The organism is Micromonospora sp. NPDC049201, from assembly GCF_055586805.1.
The window spans coordinates 1-16,043 of the sequence record NZ_JBVJHM010000021.1; the positions used below are offsets into that span (position 1 = coordinate 1).

Sequence of the window (16,043 nt, forward strand, 5' to 3'; positions counted from 1 at the left end):
CACCAACGCGCAAGGGCCCGACCCCACCAACGGGGTCGGGCCCTTGTCAGCGCTCGGTCGCGCCGACCGGCTCGCTCAGCTCGGGCGCCTCGGCCTCGGCCAACCGCTTCCCGCGCCGGCGCAGCCACCATGTGCTGACCAGGCCGGCCAGCACGGCGAGCACCAGCCCGGCCCAGGAGATGTCCTTGAGCCAGTGCTCGGCCGCCCGGCCGACGTAGAACAGCAGGTACGTCGTGCCGAAGGCCCAGACCAGGCCGCCGGCCGCGTTCGCCACCAGGAACCGGCGGTACGGCACGTGCAGCGCGCCGGCCAGCGGGCCGGCGAGGATGCGCAGCAGCGCGACGAACCGGCCGAAGAAGACCGCCCACACACCGTGCCGGGCGAAGCTCTGCTCGGCGCGGGCCAGATGCGCCGGGCCGAGATGCTTCGGGAAACGCCGGCCCAGCCGTTCCAGCAGCGGCCGGCCGCCACGGCGGCCCACGGCGTACCCGATGGAGTCGCCGACGATCGCGCCGGTCGCCGCCGCGACGGCCACCCACTCGGGCTGGACCACCCCGGTGGCGGCGAGCAGGGCGGAGCTGACCAGCACGATCTCGCCGGGCAGCGGGACGCCCATGCTCTCGACGCCGATCACCCCGGCGACGATCAGGTAGATCACGCCGGGGGGTAGCGCGGAGAGCCAGTGCTGCACGTCGACCACGCTCCGACACTACCCGGGTGGAACTCAGCCCGTGGGGGCCAGAAACTCCAGCCGGTTGCCGTGCGGGTCGTACGTGTGGAACCGCCGCATGCCGGGGATCTCGTCGTCGCCCCAGGTCACGGCGTGGCCGGCGGCGGACAGCCGAGCGGCCAGCACGTCCAGGTCGACGCGGACCAGCGCCGGGTGGGCCTTGCGGGCGGGCACGAAATCGTCCTCCACGCCGAGGTGCAGTTCGGCGTCGTACCCGGTGAACCAGCAACCGCCGCGGGCGGCGAGGGCCGGGGGTTTGGGTTTCTCGGTGAGGCCGAGCAGACCGACGTAGAACGCGCGGGAGCGGTCCTCGGAGCCGCGCGGGCAGGCCAGCAGCACGTGGTGGATCATGGTGGCACCTCCTCGTCCCGCAGCGTGGCACGAGGTTGCGTGAATAGCAAGACGGACGTACGGTTTTGTAGATACCGACGCAGGTAAGTGTCGCCTAAGCACGGCGGCGCCCCGGTCGGTGCGACAAACTGCTCAGGACTACTCACGGTCGCTGGTGTGAAGGAGTACGACGTGGCGAGCCTCGACACCTTCGGTGCGAAGACCCAGCTACGCGTCGGAGACGCGAGCTACGAGATTTTCAGGATCGGCCAGGTTCCGGGGCACGACAGACTGCCCTACAGCCTGAAGATCCTGCTGGAGAACCTGCTGCGGACCGAGGACGGCGCGAACATCACCGCCGACCACATCCGGCAGCTCGGCGCGTGGGACCCCACCGCCGACCCGAGCGTGGAGATCCAGTTCACCCCGGCCCGGGTGCTGATGCAGGACTTCACCGGCGTGCCCTGCGTGGTCGACCTGGCCACCATGCGCGAGGCGGTCCGCGACCTCGGTGGCGACGCCACCAAGGTGAACCCGCTCGCCCCGGCCGAGCTGGTCATCGACCACTCGGTCATCGCCGACCTGTTCGGCCGCGAGGACGCGTTCGAGCGCAACGTCGAGCTGGAGTACGAGCGCAACAAGGAGCGCTACCAGTTCCTGCGCTGGGGGCAGAGCGCGTTCAACGAGTTCAAGGTCGTCCCGCCCGGCACCGGCATCGTGCACCAGGTCAACATCGAGTACCTGGCCCGAACGATCATGGAGCGCAACGGCCAGGCGTACCCGGACACCGTGGTCGGCACCGACTCGCACACCACAATGGTCAACGGCCTGGGTGTGCTGGGCTGGGGCGTCGGCGGCATCGAGGCCGAGGCCGCGATGCTCGGCCAGCCGGTCAGCATGCTGATCCCCCGCGTGGTCGGCTTCAAGCTCTCCGGTGAGATGCCGGCCGGCACCACCGCCACCGACCTGGTGCTGACCATCACCGAGATGCTGCGCAAGCACGGCGTGGTCGGCAAGTTCGTCGAGTTCTACGGCCCCGGCGTGAGCGCGGTGCCGCTGGCCAACCGCGCCACCATCGGCAACATGTCGCCGGAGTACGGCTCCACCGTGGCGATCTTCCCGATCGACGCCGAGACGGTCCGCTACCTGGAGCTGACCGGCCGCGACGCGTCCCAGGTCGCGCTGGTCGAGGCGTACGCCAAGGAGCAGGGCCTCTGGCACGACCCGGACCACGAGCCGGAGTACTCGGAGCGCCTGGAGTTGGACCTCGGCACCATCGAGCCGTCCCTGGCCGGCCCGAAGCGCCCGCAGGACCGGGTGCCGCTGGGCAACGCGAAGACGCTGTTCCGCTCGGCGCTGACCGACTACGTGGCGGCCGACGAGACCGGCGGCGACCCGGGCCGCAAGCCGGGCGTGCCGCAGCAGCAGAAGCCGTTCGGCACCGACGGCCCGGCCGACGAGGCCAGCGCCGAGTCGTTCCCGGCCAGCGACGCGCCGGCCAACGGCGTCAACGACCCGGCGGACGCGCCGCGTGACCTGGAGACCGCCGCCGTGGGCGCGGGTGGCCGGGCCACCAACCCGGTCCGGGTGACCGGCGCCGACGGCGTCGAGTACGAGTTGGACCACGGCGCGGTGGTGATCGCCGCGATCACGTCCTGCACCAACACCTCGAACCCGCAGGTGATGATCGGCGCCGCGCTGCTGGCCCGCAACGCGGTGGAGAAGGGCCTGGCCCGCAAGCCGTGGGTGAAGACCACCCTCGCGCCGGGCTCCAAGGTCGTCATGGACTACTACGACCGCGCCGGCCTCACGCCGTACCTGGAGAAGCTCGGCTTCAACCTGGTCGGCTACGGCTGCACCACCTGCATCGGCAACTCCGGCCCGCTGCCGGAGGAGGTCTCCGCCGCCGTGAACGAGGGCGACCTGGCCGTCGTCTCGGTGCTCTCCGGCAACCGCAACTTCGAGGGCCGGATCAACCCGGACGTCAAGATGAACTACCTGGCGTCCCCGCCGCTGGTGGTCGCGTACGCGCTCGCCGGCACCATGGACATCGACCTGGCCAACGAGCCGATCGGCGAGGACGCCCAGGGCAACCCGGTGTTCCTGCGGGAGATCTGGCCGAACAGCGCCGAGATCCAGGACGTCATCGCCTCGGCGATCGGCGCCACCGGCTTCAGCGCCGCGTACGCCGACGTGTTCGCCGGTGACGAGCGCTGGCAGTCGCTGCCGACCCCGACCGGTGACACGTTCTCCTGGGCGGGCGACTCCACCTACGTGCGCAAGCCCCCGTACTTCGAGGGCATGCAGCAGCAGCCGACCCCGGTGCGGGACATCGCCGACGCCCGCGTCCTCGCGAAGCTGGGCGACTCGGTGACCACCGACCACATCTCCCCGGCCGGTTCCATCAAGGCGGACTCCCCCGCCGGGAAGTACCTGGCCGAGCACGGCGTGGCCCGGCACGAGTTCAACTCGTACGGCTCCCGCCGGGGCAACCACGAGGTGATGATCCGGGGCACGTTCGCCAACATCCGGCTGCGCAACCAGCTCGTCCCCGGTGTGGAGGGCGGCTTCACGGTCAACCACCTGACCGGCGAGCAGTCCTCGATCTACGACGCCTCGATGGCGTACCAGGAGGCGGGCGTCCCGCTGGTCATCCTGGCCGGCAAGGAGTACGGCTCGGGCTCGTCGCGGGACTGGGCGGCCAAGGGCACCATGCTGCTGGGCGTGAAGGCGGTCATCGCCGAGTCGTACGAGCGGATCCACCGCTCGAACCTGATCGGCATGGGCGTCCTGCCGCTCCAGTTCCCGGTGGACACCACCGCGGAGTCGCTGGGCCTGACCGGCACCGAGACGTTCTCGATCAGCGGTGTCACCGCGCTCAACGACGGCGACACCCCGCGCACGGTGAAGGTCACCACCGACACCGGCGTGGAGTTCGACGCCGTGGTCCGCATCGACACCCCCGGTGAGGCGGACTACTACCGGCACGGCGGCATCCTCCAGTACGTGCTGCGCCGCATGATCGCCAGCTAGCACCTGGTGTGCAAGGAGGGGCCCCTTCTTAACAGACGTCTGTTAACAAGGGGCCCCTCCTTGCACGGTCACCAGGGCACCACGCCGGCGTCCTCGAAGAATCCGCCGGTCGGCCCGTCGTCGGGCAGCGTCGCCAGCCTGATCCCGATCGCCGCGCCCTGCTGCGGCGTACGCACCCCGCGGAAGCCGTTCAGGTCGGTCGCGGTGAAGCCGGGGCAGCCGGCGTTGATCAGGATGTTCGTGTCGGCGAGCGCGCGGGCGTACTGGATCGTCACCGCGTTGAGCATCGACTTCGACGGCGCGTAGGCCACGGAGAGCGGGCCCGTCTGCTCCTCCCCGGTGGAGGCGCTCTGCCGGGCGAGCGAGCCGACGCCGCTGGACATGTTGACGATCCGGGGCGCGGCCGAGCGGCGCAGCAGCGGCAGCATCGCCTCGGTGACCCGGATGACGCCGATCACGTTGACCTCGACCGCGGCCCGCACGGTCGCGACGTCCGCGCCGCCGGGCCGCTGCGGCATGCCGCCGGTGACGCCGGCGTTGTTGACCAGCACGTCGAGACCGCCGACCTGCTCGGCCAGCAGGCGGGCGGCGGCGGTCACGCTCGCGTCGTCGGTCACGTCCAGCGGTACGCCGAACGCGTCCACGCCGGCCGCGCGCAGCTTCGCCACGGCGGCCTCCCGGCGCTGCCCGTCGCGGGCGCCGACGCCCACCCGCCAGCCGAGCGCGCCCAGCCCCGCCGCGATCTCGTACCCGATTCCCTTGTTAGCGCCGGTCACCAGCGCGATCGTGCCTTCACTCATGCGATCGATCCTGGCCGGGCCGGCACCGGGCGGCCAACACCGTCTCGGTAGCGGGCGATACCCGACGGGTATCGCCCGGAGGTACGGTGGCCGGGTGGAGACCCGGGAGTTGCGCTACTTCGTCGCGGTCGCCGAGGAGCTGCACTTCGGCCGCGCCGCGCGCCGCCTCGGCATCGCCCAACCACCGCTGTCGCGGGCGATCGCGCAGCTCGAACGGCGGCTCGGGGCGACGCTGCTGGCCCGCGACAGCCGGGCCGTCACGTTGACGCCGGCCGGCGCGGTGCTGCTGCGCGAGGGCCGGGCCGCGCTGGACGCGGTGGCCGCCGCCGACCGCCGCACCCGCCGTGCCGCGTCCACCGCCGCCGGCGAGCCCGGCCTGGTGCTCGCCACCAAGGCCGGCGCGTCGAGCGAGCTGCTGCCGAAACTGCTCGACGCGTACGCCGCCGAGCCCGACGCGGTCGCCGTGGAGGTGCTGCTGTGCGGCATCGGGGAACAGGAGCGACTGCTGCGCGACGGGCGGGCCGACGTGGCGCTGCTGCACCTGCCGTTCGACTCGACGGCCGGGCTCGACACCGAGGAACTGGTGACCGAACAGCAGGTGGTGGTCCTGCCGGCCGGGCATCCGCTGGCCGGCCGGGCGCAGGTGCGGACGGCCGACGTCGCCGCGCTGCCCGACCTGCCGCTGCCGCGCTGGCCGCGCCGGGACGGCAGCTATCCGGACGGGCCGGGGCCCGAGGTCCGGGACCACGTCCAGTTGTTCCAGTTGATCGCGCTCGGCCGGACGGTGGCGGTGCTCCCCGAGTCGTGCCGGACGCTCCTGCGCCCCGACCTGGCCGCCGTGCCGGTGCCGGACGCGCCGGCGGTGACCACGGTGATCGCGTGGCCGCCGCACAGCCGCTCGCGGTCCCTGGCCGCCCTGGTCCGCACCGCCACCCGCCTCTAGCCACGCCCGCGCGGGGCTGCCCAGCCACCGCTGCGGCCACGCGCCACGCTGCTCTCCCGAGGGCGCGCCGCGCCACCCGGCCGCCTCGGCAGTCGCCGGGTGCGTCCGGAGGCAGCGCTCGGCCGGGCCCGCCGCAACTACGCCCCGGGCGTGTCGCGGCCGGCGGCATAGTTGCCCGCGAAGCGGTATACCTCTGGGTCATAATTATGACGGAGAGGTATACCGCACCAAGTTGAGTTGTTCCCTGCCACGGCGACGCTCAGTAACCAGCGACCCTGCACGAGTCAAGGGCCGCACGAGTCAAGGGGCCGCACGAGCCGAGGTCCGCGCGACCTAGGCGAGCAGGTCCTTGCGCATCTGCTGGGTGACCACCTGGTAGCCCGAGGTCCGGTAGAGCGTCGCCGCCGTCTCGTTGGCGCCGAAGACGTTGAGTTCCAGGGCCCGGGCGCCCCGCTCCCGGGCCATCCGCTCCCCCGCCGCGAGCAATGCCCGGCCCAGGCCCTGACCGCGGCGGTCGGCGACCACCTCGATGTCGTAGAGGAAGGCGCAGTGGGGGACGCCGCGCGGATGGGTCAGGCCGATCCACAGCCGGCCGATCGACGAACCGTCGGGCAGCACGCCGATCAGGAGGAGCATGCCGGGCGTGGCCAGGCCGTCCGGCAGCAGGGCGGCATTGGCCTCCCGCGCCCGGTCGAGCGCCTCCGCCTCCGTCCAGTTGCCGGCCGTCACGTGCTCCCGCGCGTACTCCACGGCCAGCTCGTCCTGCCAGCGGTCGAACTCCTCCGGGGCCATCGCGCGGACGGACACGGCCGGCTCAGTCACCGGCGGCCCGCCGACGCGCCTCACGCAGCTTCATGGCGTGCTCCAGCAGCGTGATCAGCACCTCCTTGGCCGACTCGCGCTGACGTGCGTCGCAGAGCACCACCGGCACGCCCGGGTCCAGGTCGAGCGCCGCCTGAACCTCGTCGAGCCGGAACTGCCGGGCTCCCTCGAAGCAGTTCACCGCCACCACGAACGGCGTGCCCCGCCCCTCGAAATAGTCGATCGACGGGAAGCAGTCGGCCAGCCGGCGGGTGTCGGCGAGCACCACCGCGCCGAGCGCGCCCAGCGCCAGCTCGTCCCAGACGAACCAGAACCGGTCCTGTCCGGGCGTGCCGAACAGGTAGAGCACCAGATCGTCGCTGAGCGTGATCCGACCGAAGTCCATCGCCACGGTGGTGGTCGACTTCGCCTCCACCCCGGACAGGTCGTCGATGCCGATCCCGGTCTCGGTCAGCACCTCTTCGGTACGCAGCGGCCGGGTCTCGCTGACCGCGCCGACCATTGTGGTCTTGCCGACGCCGAAACCACCGGCGATCAGGATCTTGATCGCGGTGGGCAGCGGCGCTGCTCCCGCCGGCCGCTCAGAGCGCCCGTAGTCCATTGATTACCGCCTCGAAAACATGCTCGTCGGGAAGGCCGGCGGGGGTGGCGCGCGGCTCGCGTACCTGCACCAGACTGCGGGCCGCCAGGTCTCCGAGGAGAACCCGGACGGTGCCCACCGGCAGGTCGAGATGGGCGGCGATCTCGGCCACGGAGAGGATCCGCTGACAGAGGCCGACTATCGCCACGTGCTCCGGGCCCAGCCCGGACTCGGACCCGACCTCGGTGCGGGTCGCGGTCACCAGGGAGATCAGGTCGAACGTGCCGGTCACCGGGCGGGCCCGGCCACCGGTCACCGCGTACGGGCGGACCACCGGACCCGCGTGGTCGTCGACCCACTCCTGCTCGGTGGGCTCCCCCCGGCCTGTCATCGCGCCGCGTTCTCGCCGAGGGGCTGTTCCCGGGTGGGTGATGCGACGAACCGGCCGACCCGGGTGACCAGCATGGCCATCTCGTACGCGATCAGGCCGACGTCCGCGTCCTCCGCCGCCAGCACCGCCAGGCAGGCGTTGCGGCCGGCCGCGGTGACGAACAGGAAGGAGGACTGCATCTCGATGATGGTCTGCTGCACCTGACCACCGCCGAACCGCTTGCCCGCGCCCCGGGCCAGGCTCTGGATGCCCGCCGCCATCGCCGCCAGGTGCTCGCCGTCGTCCCTGCTCAACCCGCGGGACGAGGCCATCAGCAGTCCGTCGGTGGAGAGCGCCACGGCGTGTTCCGCCTGCTTGACCCGGCCGACCAGGTCATCCAGCAGCCACGCAAGATCCGCGCTCGAAGCCGTCTTCTGCGCCACTCGTCGTCCTCTTCTCCCCGGCTGGTGTGCCGTTCTCGTCCCGGATGCGTCGGCATCGACGCCCGGTCAGGTGACCTGCTCGTTTCCGTCGGCCGGCCCGTCACCGGCCCCGTGCGCCCCGCCGAGCAGCCGCGCCGCGTCGGTGCGGCCACGTCGGGTTCCACTCTGGTAGGAGCTCATCATCCGGCGTACCTGCTCCGGCGCGCGCGCCGTGTCGTCCGCCCCGTCGTCGTCCGCCTCGGACCGTTCGTGCCGCAGCTCCGGGACGAGGCTGGCCTGGCGTACCCGGACGGGCAGCCCGGCGTCGGTCTGCGGCGCCGCCGCCTCGGCCGCGGGCGGGGCGGCGCGGTTCTCGACCACGGCCAGCTCCGCGGTCGGCCCGGCCACCGCGGGCTGCCGTTTGCGGGTACGCGCCGGCAGCCCGGACGGCGTCATCCGGGGCGCGGGCGGTGCCGGCTCGGCCTCCGGCGTACCGGTGTCGATCGGGCCGAACCCGCCGGTGGTGCCGTCCTCGCCCACCCGGACCACGACGGTCTCCTCGGCGGGCCGACCCGATCCGGCAGGCGTCACGGCGGCCGGCGACGGCACGGCGTCGTCGTCGCGGGCGTCGTCGGAGTCGCCCGGGTCACCGGCGTCCGTGCTGATCAGCTCGCGCGGGATCAGCACCACCGCGGTCGTGCCGCCGTACGCCGACTCCCGGAGCTGCACCTTCACGCCGTGCCGCTCGGTGAGCCGGCTGACCACGAACAAGCCGAGCCGGGCGGCGTCGGCGAGGTTCAGTTCGGAGCGGTCCACGATGCGCGCGTTGGCGGCGGCCAGATCTTCGCCGCTCATGCCGAGGCCGCGGTCCTCGATCTCGAGAGCGAAGCCGTTGGCGACCAGTTGGCCGCGGACCTCCACAGCGGTCTGCGGCGGCGAGAAGGAGAGGCCGTTCTCGATCAGCTCGGCCAGCAGGTGGATCACGTCACCGACGGCGCGGCCGGTCAGCGACACCGCGCCGAGCGGCCGGACGGTCACCCGGGTGTAGTCCTCGACCTCGGCGACGGCGCCGCGCACCACGTCGACCATCGGCACGCTGCGCCGCCAGGCGCGACCCGGCGTCGACCCGGAGAGCACGATCAGGTTCTCCGCGTTGCGCCGCATCCGGGTGGCCAGGTGGTCGACCCGGAACAGGTCCTCCAGCTCCTCGGCGTCGTGTTCCCGGCGTTCCATGGCGTCGAGCAGCGTGAGCTGGCGGTGCACCAGCGCCTGGGTGCGCCGGGCCAGGCTGAGGAACACGTCGCGGACGCTGCGGCGCAGCTCGGCCTGCTCGACGGCGGTGCGGACGGCGGTCTCCTGCACGGCGTTGAACGCCTTGCCGACCTGGCCGATCTCGTCGTCGCCGAACTGCAACGGCGGCGCCTCCCGGGCGACGTCCACCTCCTCGCCGTGCCCCAGCCGCTCCACCACGCTGGGCAGCCGCTCGTTGGCCAGCCGGAAGGCGGCCTCGCGCAGCCGTTCGAGCTGCCGGACCAGCGCGCGGGCCGTGGTGATCGAGACGATGACGGACGCGACGACGGCGATCAGGCCGAGACCGGCGGCGAGCACCAGTCGGACGATGACGCCGATGGCGACCGGGGTGGCCCGGGACACGATGTCCTCACCACCGGCGAGGATCACGCCACGCAGGTCGGCCATCGCCCGGTCGGCGGCGGCCCGCCAGGCCGCGGCGGTGACCGGCGGGCGGACGTCCTCGCCCTTGGCCGCGAGCACCCGGTCCTGGAGCGTGCGTAGCTGCCCGAACGCCTCCCCCTCGACCATCTGCTGGTAGCGGGATCGGTCGGTCGGGGCGAGTTCCCGGGCGGTCCGGTCCGCGAGGAACCACTGGGCGCCGACCAGCCGGGCGAACGCGGTCTGCTCGGCGACGGTCAGCCGGTTGGCCGAGACCGCGCCGGTGAGCAGCGCGTCCTGTTGGGACAGCAGCTCACGGGAGCGGTTCAGGTCGATCAGCGCCGCGGTGTCCCGGGCGATCTGGTCGTCGTCGAGACCGCCGAGCGCGTCGAAGACGGCGAAGATGCCGTCCACCGCCTCGTCGTACGCGGCCAGCGTCGCGGTCCGGTCGATGGTCTTGCGGCCCACCTCGTCGCGGACCTGGACGAGCTGGCCGAGTTCGGCCTTCAGCTCGGCCAGCCGCTGCTCCAGCTCGTCGCTGGCCGGGACCTCGGTGCGCCAGTCCTGCACCGAGGTCCACAGCGCGGTGGCCGCGCTGTCGGTGCGTCCACGCTGGGCCTGGAGCTCCTGCAACTGCCCGGGGTCGGACTCACCCAGGTAGCGCAGCGAGAGTCGACGCTCGTTCTGCAGCTCCAGCAGCAGCGGGTCGCTCGGCTCGAAGACCCGCGCGTTGAGCGCCTGCACGCCGAGCAGGTTGAACCCGTCCCGTACGGTCACCCAGGCCGCGAACGCCCAGAGCGCGGTCAGCGACGCCAGCAGCGCGATGATCTTCGTACGGAGATTCGTACTGCGGGAACCCATCACACCGTCCTGGCCCGGTCTTCGGTCGGTCCGGAATCCGATCGACTCCGGCGCACGCTAGCAGCCGTCGGGAACTCCATTCAAGCGATCCTGATCATGGTGGGTGCCGGATGCGGCGACGTCCAGCCGGCCCGCCCCGACGCGGCCAGTACCGCCGCGCGCACGATCCGCGTCGGACGGTAGAGGTCCTTGTCGTGCCAGAGTGCCGGACCGCCGTCGCATCCGTCCAGCTCGGACAGTCGGGCCCGGCCCCGGGCCAGCGCCGCGGCGATCCGGGGGTCCCCGGCGCGGCCCGCGCCGGTCAGCGCGAGCACCGCGTACGCGGTCTCCTCGGCGGTGCCCTGCCAGCGCCCCCACGATCCGTCCGCCCGCTGGGTGTCCAGCAGCCAGCCGACGCCCCGCTCGACGGCGGTCCGGGCCGCCCCGTCGGGCGCGTGGTCGGCCAGTGCGAGCAGCACCGCGTACGTCGCGTAGTACGCCGAGGCGTGCCAGCGGTCCTCCCACCGCCCGTCCGGCCCCTGCCGCTCGACGAGCCAGTCGGCGACCCGGCGGCGGGCCGCCGTCACGCCGGGCCGGGTCGCGTGCTCGCCGAGCGCGTCGAGCACGTGCGCGTTGGTGGTCAGCGAGGCGCCGTCCTCCCCCGGCCAGGTGCAGAAGTGGCGTCCGGTGTCGTACCCGGCGAGCGGGGTGACACCGAGCGGCCGGCCCAGCCGGGCCAGCACGTAGAGCACCACGGAGGTGGTGTCGGCGTCGGCCGGCAAGCCGGGCGCGGTGGCCGCGCCGGACGCGCCGACGGCGGCACCCAACTCGGCCAGCACCGGCTCCGGCACCCGCAGCGGGACGCCGGCCCGGATCAGGGCGGCGAGCGCCCAGGCCCGTTCGAAGACGGTGATCGGGCTGGCGCAGGGCACCGGCCCGGGCCGGCCGACCCCGCGCAGGTAGTCCAGGGCGGGGCCGGGCTCGGGCCGGCCGAGCCAGGCGGCCGTGGCGGCCGGGGAGGCGCCCACCGAACCGCTCGCCGAGGGGCGGACACCGGCCGCCCCGGGGGCCAGCTCGCCGGTCACCTCCAGCGCGTGCGCCAGCTTCGCCGGGACCGGCCGGCCGGTGGCAAGCAGTCCGCGTACCCGGGTCAGCCGGACCGGGTCGAGGCCGGCCGGCAGGGGCAGACGGGGCCGGTCCGCCCACCCGGCCAGCCCGGGCGGTGGGCCCGCCGGGCCGGTGAGACGCCGGTCCACGGCGGTCAGCAGCGCCGGCACGATCAGGTCGGTGGCCGGCAGGTCGGGCGGGGTGTCGCCGGGCAGCGCGGCGGCCAGGAACGCCAGGCCGCGGTGCGCGGCGGTGGTCGGCGCCGTGGCCGGCCCGGTCCGGTGCAGCTCGGTCAGCAGCGCCTCGACGGCGCTCAGCGTCGGCACCAGCGCGTAGCCGCCGGGCCCGCCCCAACCGCCGTCCGGGCGCTGGCGGTCGAGCAGCCAGGCCAGCCGGGTGTCGTGGCCGGGCAGCCAGGGTGCCAGCGCGGCCAGCCGGCCGGTCTCGTAGATCGACGGCGAGGTCTGCCCCGTCGGGTCGTCCGCGAGCGCGTCGACGAGTTCCCGAGCGGGCCCGCTCCGGGTGGCGGGCTGGGCGGTGAGGCTCACCGCACGCCCCAGAAGTCGGTGTGCCGGTAGAACCCGGTGGTGAACCCGAGCTGGCGGGACAGGAAGTCGGCCTCCCGGGGCGCCTCGTCGGCCAGTTTCGCCAGCAGCACCCGGCAGTGGTCGACCTGCTCGGCGAACCGCCGCTCGACCTCCGCCGGGTCGTCCACCAGCAGCAACGCGTTGAGGTCGCCCGACTCCGCGTCCCGGCGGTACGTGCCGAGGTCGTTGACCAGGCGCAGCGCCCGCTGCACCTCGTCGCCGACCTGGATCAGCCGGTCCAGCGCGGCGGCGTCGGCTACCGATCCGGTGTGGATCCAGTGCGCCACGTTGACCACCGTCGCGGCGAGATTGTCCGCGTTGGCCAGGTACTCGGCGAGCGTGGGCCGGCCGGTGCGCCGCCACGTCCACTCGCGGGCCATCGCGTCCAGCGTGCGTTCCATGGTGGTACGCCAGCGTCCACGCAGGGCGGCGTAGCCGGGCGCGGTGGCGACGTCGTCGCGCAGTTCGGCGAGGAACCGGCCGAGCGGGTCGGTCGTCGACGCGCCGTCCAGCACGTCCAGGCAGGTACGGGTGATGCGGTCCACCTCGGCGCGGCTGGTCGCCCGCTGGTCGACCAGCCAGTCGACGGCGAAGCCCCACAGCACCGCGCGGTTGGTGACCGCCAGCTCGGCGGCGGTGTGCCAGGGCGCGCTGAACGCCATCGCCGAGGCGATGCTGCCGAACAGCGTCGCGTCGAACGGGTCGGCGGGAAACAGGTCGGGGTGCGCGGCGGCCACCCGCCGCAGGCCACGCTGGCCGTGCGCGACGAGCGCGCAGATCCGGCCCTGTTCCGCCGCGGCGGTGATCGGATCCGGCGTCGGTCCGCCGGTCACGCCGGCTCCGCCCGGCCGGCCGCGAGCAACGTCAGCTCGACCCGCTCGCGGGGTCGCAGCGCCGCCGCCAGGCGCAACCAGGGCACGTCGGTGCGGCGCAGCCGGAAGCGGTAGCGGCTGAGCATCGTGGCGAGGATGAGCTGGGCCTCCAGATAGAACAGGTACATGCCGAGGCACTGGTGCGGGCCGCCGCCGAACGGGAAGTGGGCGTACCGGTGACGGTCGCGGACCCGCTCCGGCCGGAACCGCTCCGGGTCGAACTCGTCCGGCCGGTCCCAGAACTGCCGCATCCGCTGGGTGATCAGCGGGCTGACCGCCATGGTGGCGCCGGCCTCGATCGGCACGCCGTCGATGACGTCGTCGGCGACCGCGCGGCGCGGGATGATCCAGCCGATCGGGTAGAGCCGCAGCAGCTCGTCCAGCACCATCCTGGTGTAGGTGAGGTGGTCCAGGTGCTCCCGGCGTACCGGGCCGTCACCGACCACGTCGTCGATCTCGGCGTAGAGCCGCTCGGCGACCTCGGGGTGCTGGTGCAGGTGCGGCCAGGCCCAGGTGAGCACGTTGATGGTGGTCTCCGTGGTGGCGGCGAACATGGCCACGGTGTCGTTGCGGACCTGCCGCTCGTCGAGCTGCCGGCCGTCGTCGGTGCGGGCCCGCCAGAGGGTGGAGATGATGTCGTCGCCGGAGTCGGCGTCGTCGCGGGTCTGCCGGACGATCGGCACCAGCACGTCGTCCACCACGCGCACCGCACGACGGAACGCCCGGTCGCCCGGCATCGGCAGCGACAGCGGCGCGAACGGCACGACGATGCGGGGGATGACCGCGGTGGCGATGCGGTCCTGGGCGTCGATCACGCGCATCGCGTCCGGCACCGAGATGCGGTCGGCGAAGAGCACCTTCATGATCGCCCGGCTGACGATGCGGGCCTGCTCGACGCCGATGTCGACCGGCCGTCCGGCGCGGCACGGCTCGTCCAGCTCGTCGACGGCGTCGGAGATGGCTCCGGCCATGCCGTCGATGAGCGCCTCCACCCGCTTGGCGGTGAACATCGGCTGCAACATCCGGCGGCTGGCGGACCAGACCTGCCCCTCGCCGAGGATGCCCTCGCCGAACAGTCGCTTGACCGGGCGCCAGAACAGTCCGTCGCCGGCCCGTTCGTAGTTGTCCGCCCGGTCGCGCAGCACGTGCTGCACGTGCCGGGGGTGGGTGACCAGGTACGGGCGGAACGAGCCGAGGTTGAGCCGGACCAGTTCGCCACCGGTGCGGTTACCCACGTCGATCAGCGCGCGGGCCGGGTCCCGCAGGACGGCGGGCAGGATCTGCCGCAGCGGCACGACACGAGGCCGGCCGGTGGGCCGGGACAGGCCGGACGAATCGACCACCTGAACGCTCCCTCGGGTTGCTGAGGGTCGCTACCCCGTCTCGACCCGTGAACGTTGCTCGCGAGCATGCCATCCTGGGCGTTGAATCAAAAGACGGCAACGAGGATATTTCACTTAACAACAATCTCTTTGTCGAGAATGGAGCCCGTGGGATATGCGTCACGCCGAAAGTCTTGCGGGTAAGGCCGGGCCCCGTTCAACGCCTTCGGTATAGCTCGGAGCCCCGCTTGACACCTGCCTCGCGGGCGCGGGAACGCGGGCGCGGGCGCGTCCGCTGTGCCAAGCTTCGGGCATGGACGACAAGACCATCCTGAGCCGGATCTCCGAACTCGTCGACGAGGAGCACCGGCTGCGCGCCGGCGCGCAGCAGCACGAGGCCGGCACCGACGACGAGGCCCGCGAGCGGCTCCGGCACCTGGAGGAGTCCCTGGACCAGTGCTGGGACCTGCTCCGCCGTCGCCGGGCGGCCCGGCAGGCACACGGCGACCCGGACGCCCAGGGTGAGCGCCCGGTGCCGGAGGTCGAGCGCTACCTCCAGTGACCCGCGCTCCGGCGGCACCGCCGCCCGCAGCGGTACCGCCGAGCCGACGTCCCGGGCGGGACGGATCCCGCCCGGGACGCTCACGGTTCAGCGGATCCCCGCCTCCCGCAGCAGCACCTCGGTCAGCGCCACCGGATCGGTGTCGACGGCGGGCAGCCCCCGGGCGGTGAACCAGGCGGCCACCACGCGCACGTCGCGGGCCAGGAACTCGGCCCCCTGCGGGTTGGCCACCACGTCCACCACCTGCGGCAGGTCGATCAGGACCAGCCGGCCGGCGTGCACCAGGAGGTTGTACGGGGACAGGTCGCCGTGGGCGTACCCGGCCCGCGCCAGCACCACCAGGGCGTCGACCAACTGCTCCCACAGGTCGCGCAGCTCGTCGTCGTCCGGACGGACCTGGGCCAGCCGGGGCGCGGCCTCGCCCGCCCCGGCGTCGCCCACGAACTCCAGCATCAGCTCGGTGCCGAGCAGCTGCACCGGGTAGGGCACGGCGATCCGCCCGGAGGCGGCGCCGATCTCCCAGAGCCGGGACAGCGCGGCGAACTCGGCCGCCGCCCACTGCCCGGCGATCATCTGCCGACCGAACGCGGTGCGCCCGGCCATCGCCCGCATCTCCCGCGACCGGCGTACCCGGCGACCCTCCAGGTAGCCGGCGTCGCGGTGGAAGAGCCGGTGCTGGGCGTCCCGGTAGCGCTTGACCGCCAGCAGGCAGCCCCGGTCGGTGTCCGGCACCGCGCGGCGGACCAGGTGGACGTCCGCCTCCTTGCCGGTCTTGAGCATCCCCAGCTCGGTGTCCCGGGCGGCCAGCTCGGTCACCAGCCAGGCCGGGTGCGGCTCCGGCCCGTGGACGGCCTGGTCCCAGGAGGACCAGCGGTCCTCCACGTCGGGCTCGGCGTCCGGGTCGGCGAGGGTCGGGGCCGGCCGGCCCCGCTTCAGGAAGTCGGGTTCGTCGTCGTCGAAGCGGCTCTTGCCGCGGCCACGGCGCGGCTGCGCCGGGAAGTCGTGATCGCGCACGGGTGGGTCTGTCCTTCGGTCGAGTCTGGTGGAGGCAG

Annotated in this window: 15 protein-coding genes; 3 read left to right on the plus strand and 12 right to left on the minus strand. The window is 73.3% G+C overall.

All coding sequences use genetic code 11. The features are described from left to right. Window positions 1-46 precede the first annotated feature (46 nt). Both ACZ6O5_RS30340 and ACZ6O5_RS30345 read right to left on the minus strand, forming a co-directional pair. Entirely contained in the window at window positions 47-700 is a 654-nt protein-coding gene (locus ACZ6O5_RS30340; RefSeq protein ID WP_465981658.1) for a DedA family protein, read from the minus strand. A 24-nt stretch (window positions 701-724) separates the two neighbouring features. Continuing rightward, window positions 725-1,081: a VOC family protein gene (locus ACZ6O5_RS30345; RefSeq protein WP_465981660.1), complete on the minus strand. Its 357-nt coding sequence runs from the start codon at window positions 1,079-1,081 to the stop codon at window positions 725-727. 156 nt (window positions 1,082-1,237) lie between these two features. Here ACZ6O5_RS30345 and ACZ6O5_RS30350 point away from each other — a divergent pair, with 156 nt between their 5' ends. Next, on the plus strand, window positions 1,238-4,093 hold the full coding sequence (locus ACZ6O5_RS30350; RefSeq protein WP_465981662.1) for an aconitate hydratase: 2,856 nt from the start codon (window positions 1,238-1,240) through the stop codon (window positions 4,091-4,093). Window positions 4,094-4,161: 68 nt separating this feature from the next. Here ACZ6O5_RS30350 and ACZ6O5_RS30355 read toward each other — a convergent pair whose 3' ends face one another. After that, complete coding sequence (locus ACZ6O5_RS30355; RefSeq protein WP_465981664.1) at window positions 4,162-4,893, minus strand: SDR family oxidoreductase; 732 nt, start codon at window positions 4,891-4,893, stop codon at window positions 4,162-4,164. Between the two features lie 94 nt (window positions 4,894-4,987). On the opposite strand from ACZ6O5_RS30355, the gene ACZ6O5_RS30360 reads away from it, so the two are divergent. After that, window positions 4,988-5,836 (plus strand): LysR family transcriptional regulator, encoded by an 849-nt coding sequence (locus tag ACZ6O5_RS30360; RefSeq protein ID WP_465981666.1) that lies wholly within the window; start codon window positions 4,988-4,990, stop codon window positions 5,834-5,836. A gap of 333 nt (window positions 5,837-6,169) precedes the next feature. Here the strand turns inward: ACZ6O5_RS30360 and ACZ6O5_RS30365 are convergent, their stop codons facing one another. The 8 genes from ACZ6O5_RS30365 to ACZ6O5_RS30400 form a co-directional block, all read right to left on the minus strand. Continuing rightward, entirely contained in the window at window positions 6,170-6,643 is a 474-nt protein-coding gene (locus ACZ6O5_RS30365; protein WP_465981668.1) for a GNAT family N-acetyltransferase, read from the minus strand. A gap of 7 nt (window positions 6,644-6,650) precedes the next feature. Beyond that, entirely contained in the window at window positions 6,651-7,259 is a 609-nt protein-coding gene (locus ACZ6O5_RS30370) for a GTP-binding protein (RefSeq protein WP_107162530.1), read from the minus strand. Further along, window positions 7,240-7,629 carry a DUF742 domain-containing protein gene (locus ACZ6O5_RS30375; protein WP_281938657.1) on the minus strand — a complete coding sequence of 130 codons (390 nt, stop codon included), beginning with the start codon at window positions 7,627-7,629 and terminating at the stop codon, window positions 7,240-7,242. The genes ACZ6O5_RS30370 and ACZ6O5_RS30375 overlap by 20 nt, the downstream gene beginning before the upstream one ends. Continuing rightward, the gene (locus ACZ6O5_RS30380; RefSeq protein ID WP_281938655.1) at window positions 7,626-8,051 is read right to left on the minus strand and encodes a roadblock/LC7 domain-containing protein; all 426 of its coding nucleotides are present in this window, start codon (window positions 8,049-8,051) and stop codon (window positions 7,626-7,628) included. The genes ACZ6O5_RS30375 and ACZ6O5_RS30380 overlap by 4 nt, the downstream gene beginning before the upstream one ends. A 66-nt stretch (window positions 8,052-8,117) precedes the next feature. Then, window positions 8,118-10,562, minus strand: coding sequence for a sensor histidine kinase (locus ACZ6O5_RS30385; protein WP_465981670.1), 2,445 nt, complete (start codon window positions 10,560-10,562; stop codon window positions 8,118-8,120). Window positions 10,563-10,642: 80 nt separating this feature from the next. After that, complete coding sequence (locus ACZ6O5_RS30390; RefSeq protein ID WP_465981672.1) at window positions 10,643-12,196, minus strand: serine/threonine-protein kinase; 1,554 nt, start codon at window positions 12,194-12,196, stop codon at window positions 10,643-10,645. Beyond that, window positions 12,193-13,068 (minus strand): terpene synthase family protein, encoded by an 876-nt coding sequence (locus ACZ6O5_RS30395; protein WP_465981674.1) that lies wholly within the window; start codon window positions 13,066-13,068, stop codon window positions 12,193-12,195. Before ACZ6O5_RS30395 ends, ACZ6O5_RS30390 begins: the two co-directional genes overlap by 4 nt. Continuing rightward, a complete protein-coding gene (locus ACZ6O5_RS30400; protein WP_465981732.1) occupies window positions 13,065-14,402 on the minus strand; it encodes a cytochrome P450 in 1,338 nt (445 codons plus the stop codon). Before ACZ6O5_RS30400 ends, ACZ6O5_RS30395 begins: the two co-directional genes overlap by 4 nt. Before the next feature lie 340 nt (window positions 14,403-14,742). On the opposite strand from ACZ6O5_RS30400, the gene ACZ6O5_RS30405 reads away from it, so the two are divergent. Then, on the plus strand, window positions 14,743-14,991 hold the full coding sequence (locus ACZ6O5_RS30405) for a DUF2630 family protein (RefSeq protein ID WP_107162524.1): 249 nt from the start codon (window positions 14,743-14,745) through the stop codon (window positions 14,989-14,991). Window positions 14,992-15,078: 87 nt separating this feature from the next. Here ACZ6O5_RS30405 and ACZ6O5_RS30410 read toward each other — a convergent pair whose 3' ends face one another. Continuing rightward, window positions 15,079-16,005, minus strand: coding sequence for a serine protein kinase RIO (locus tag ACZ6O5_RS30410; RefSeq protein WP_465981676.1), 927 nt, complete (start codon window positions 16,003-16,005; stop codon window positions 15,079-15,081). Window positions 16,006-16,043: the final 38 nt, after the last annotated feature.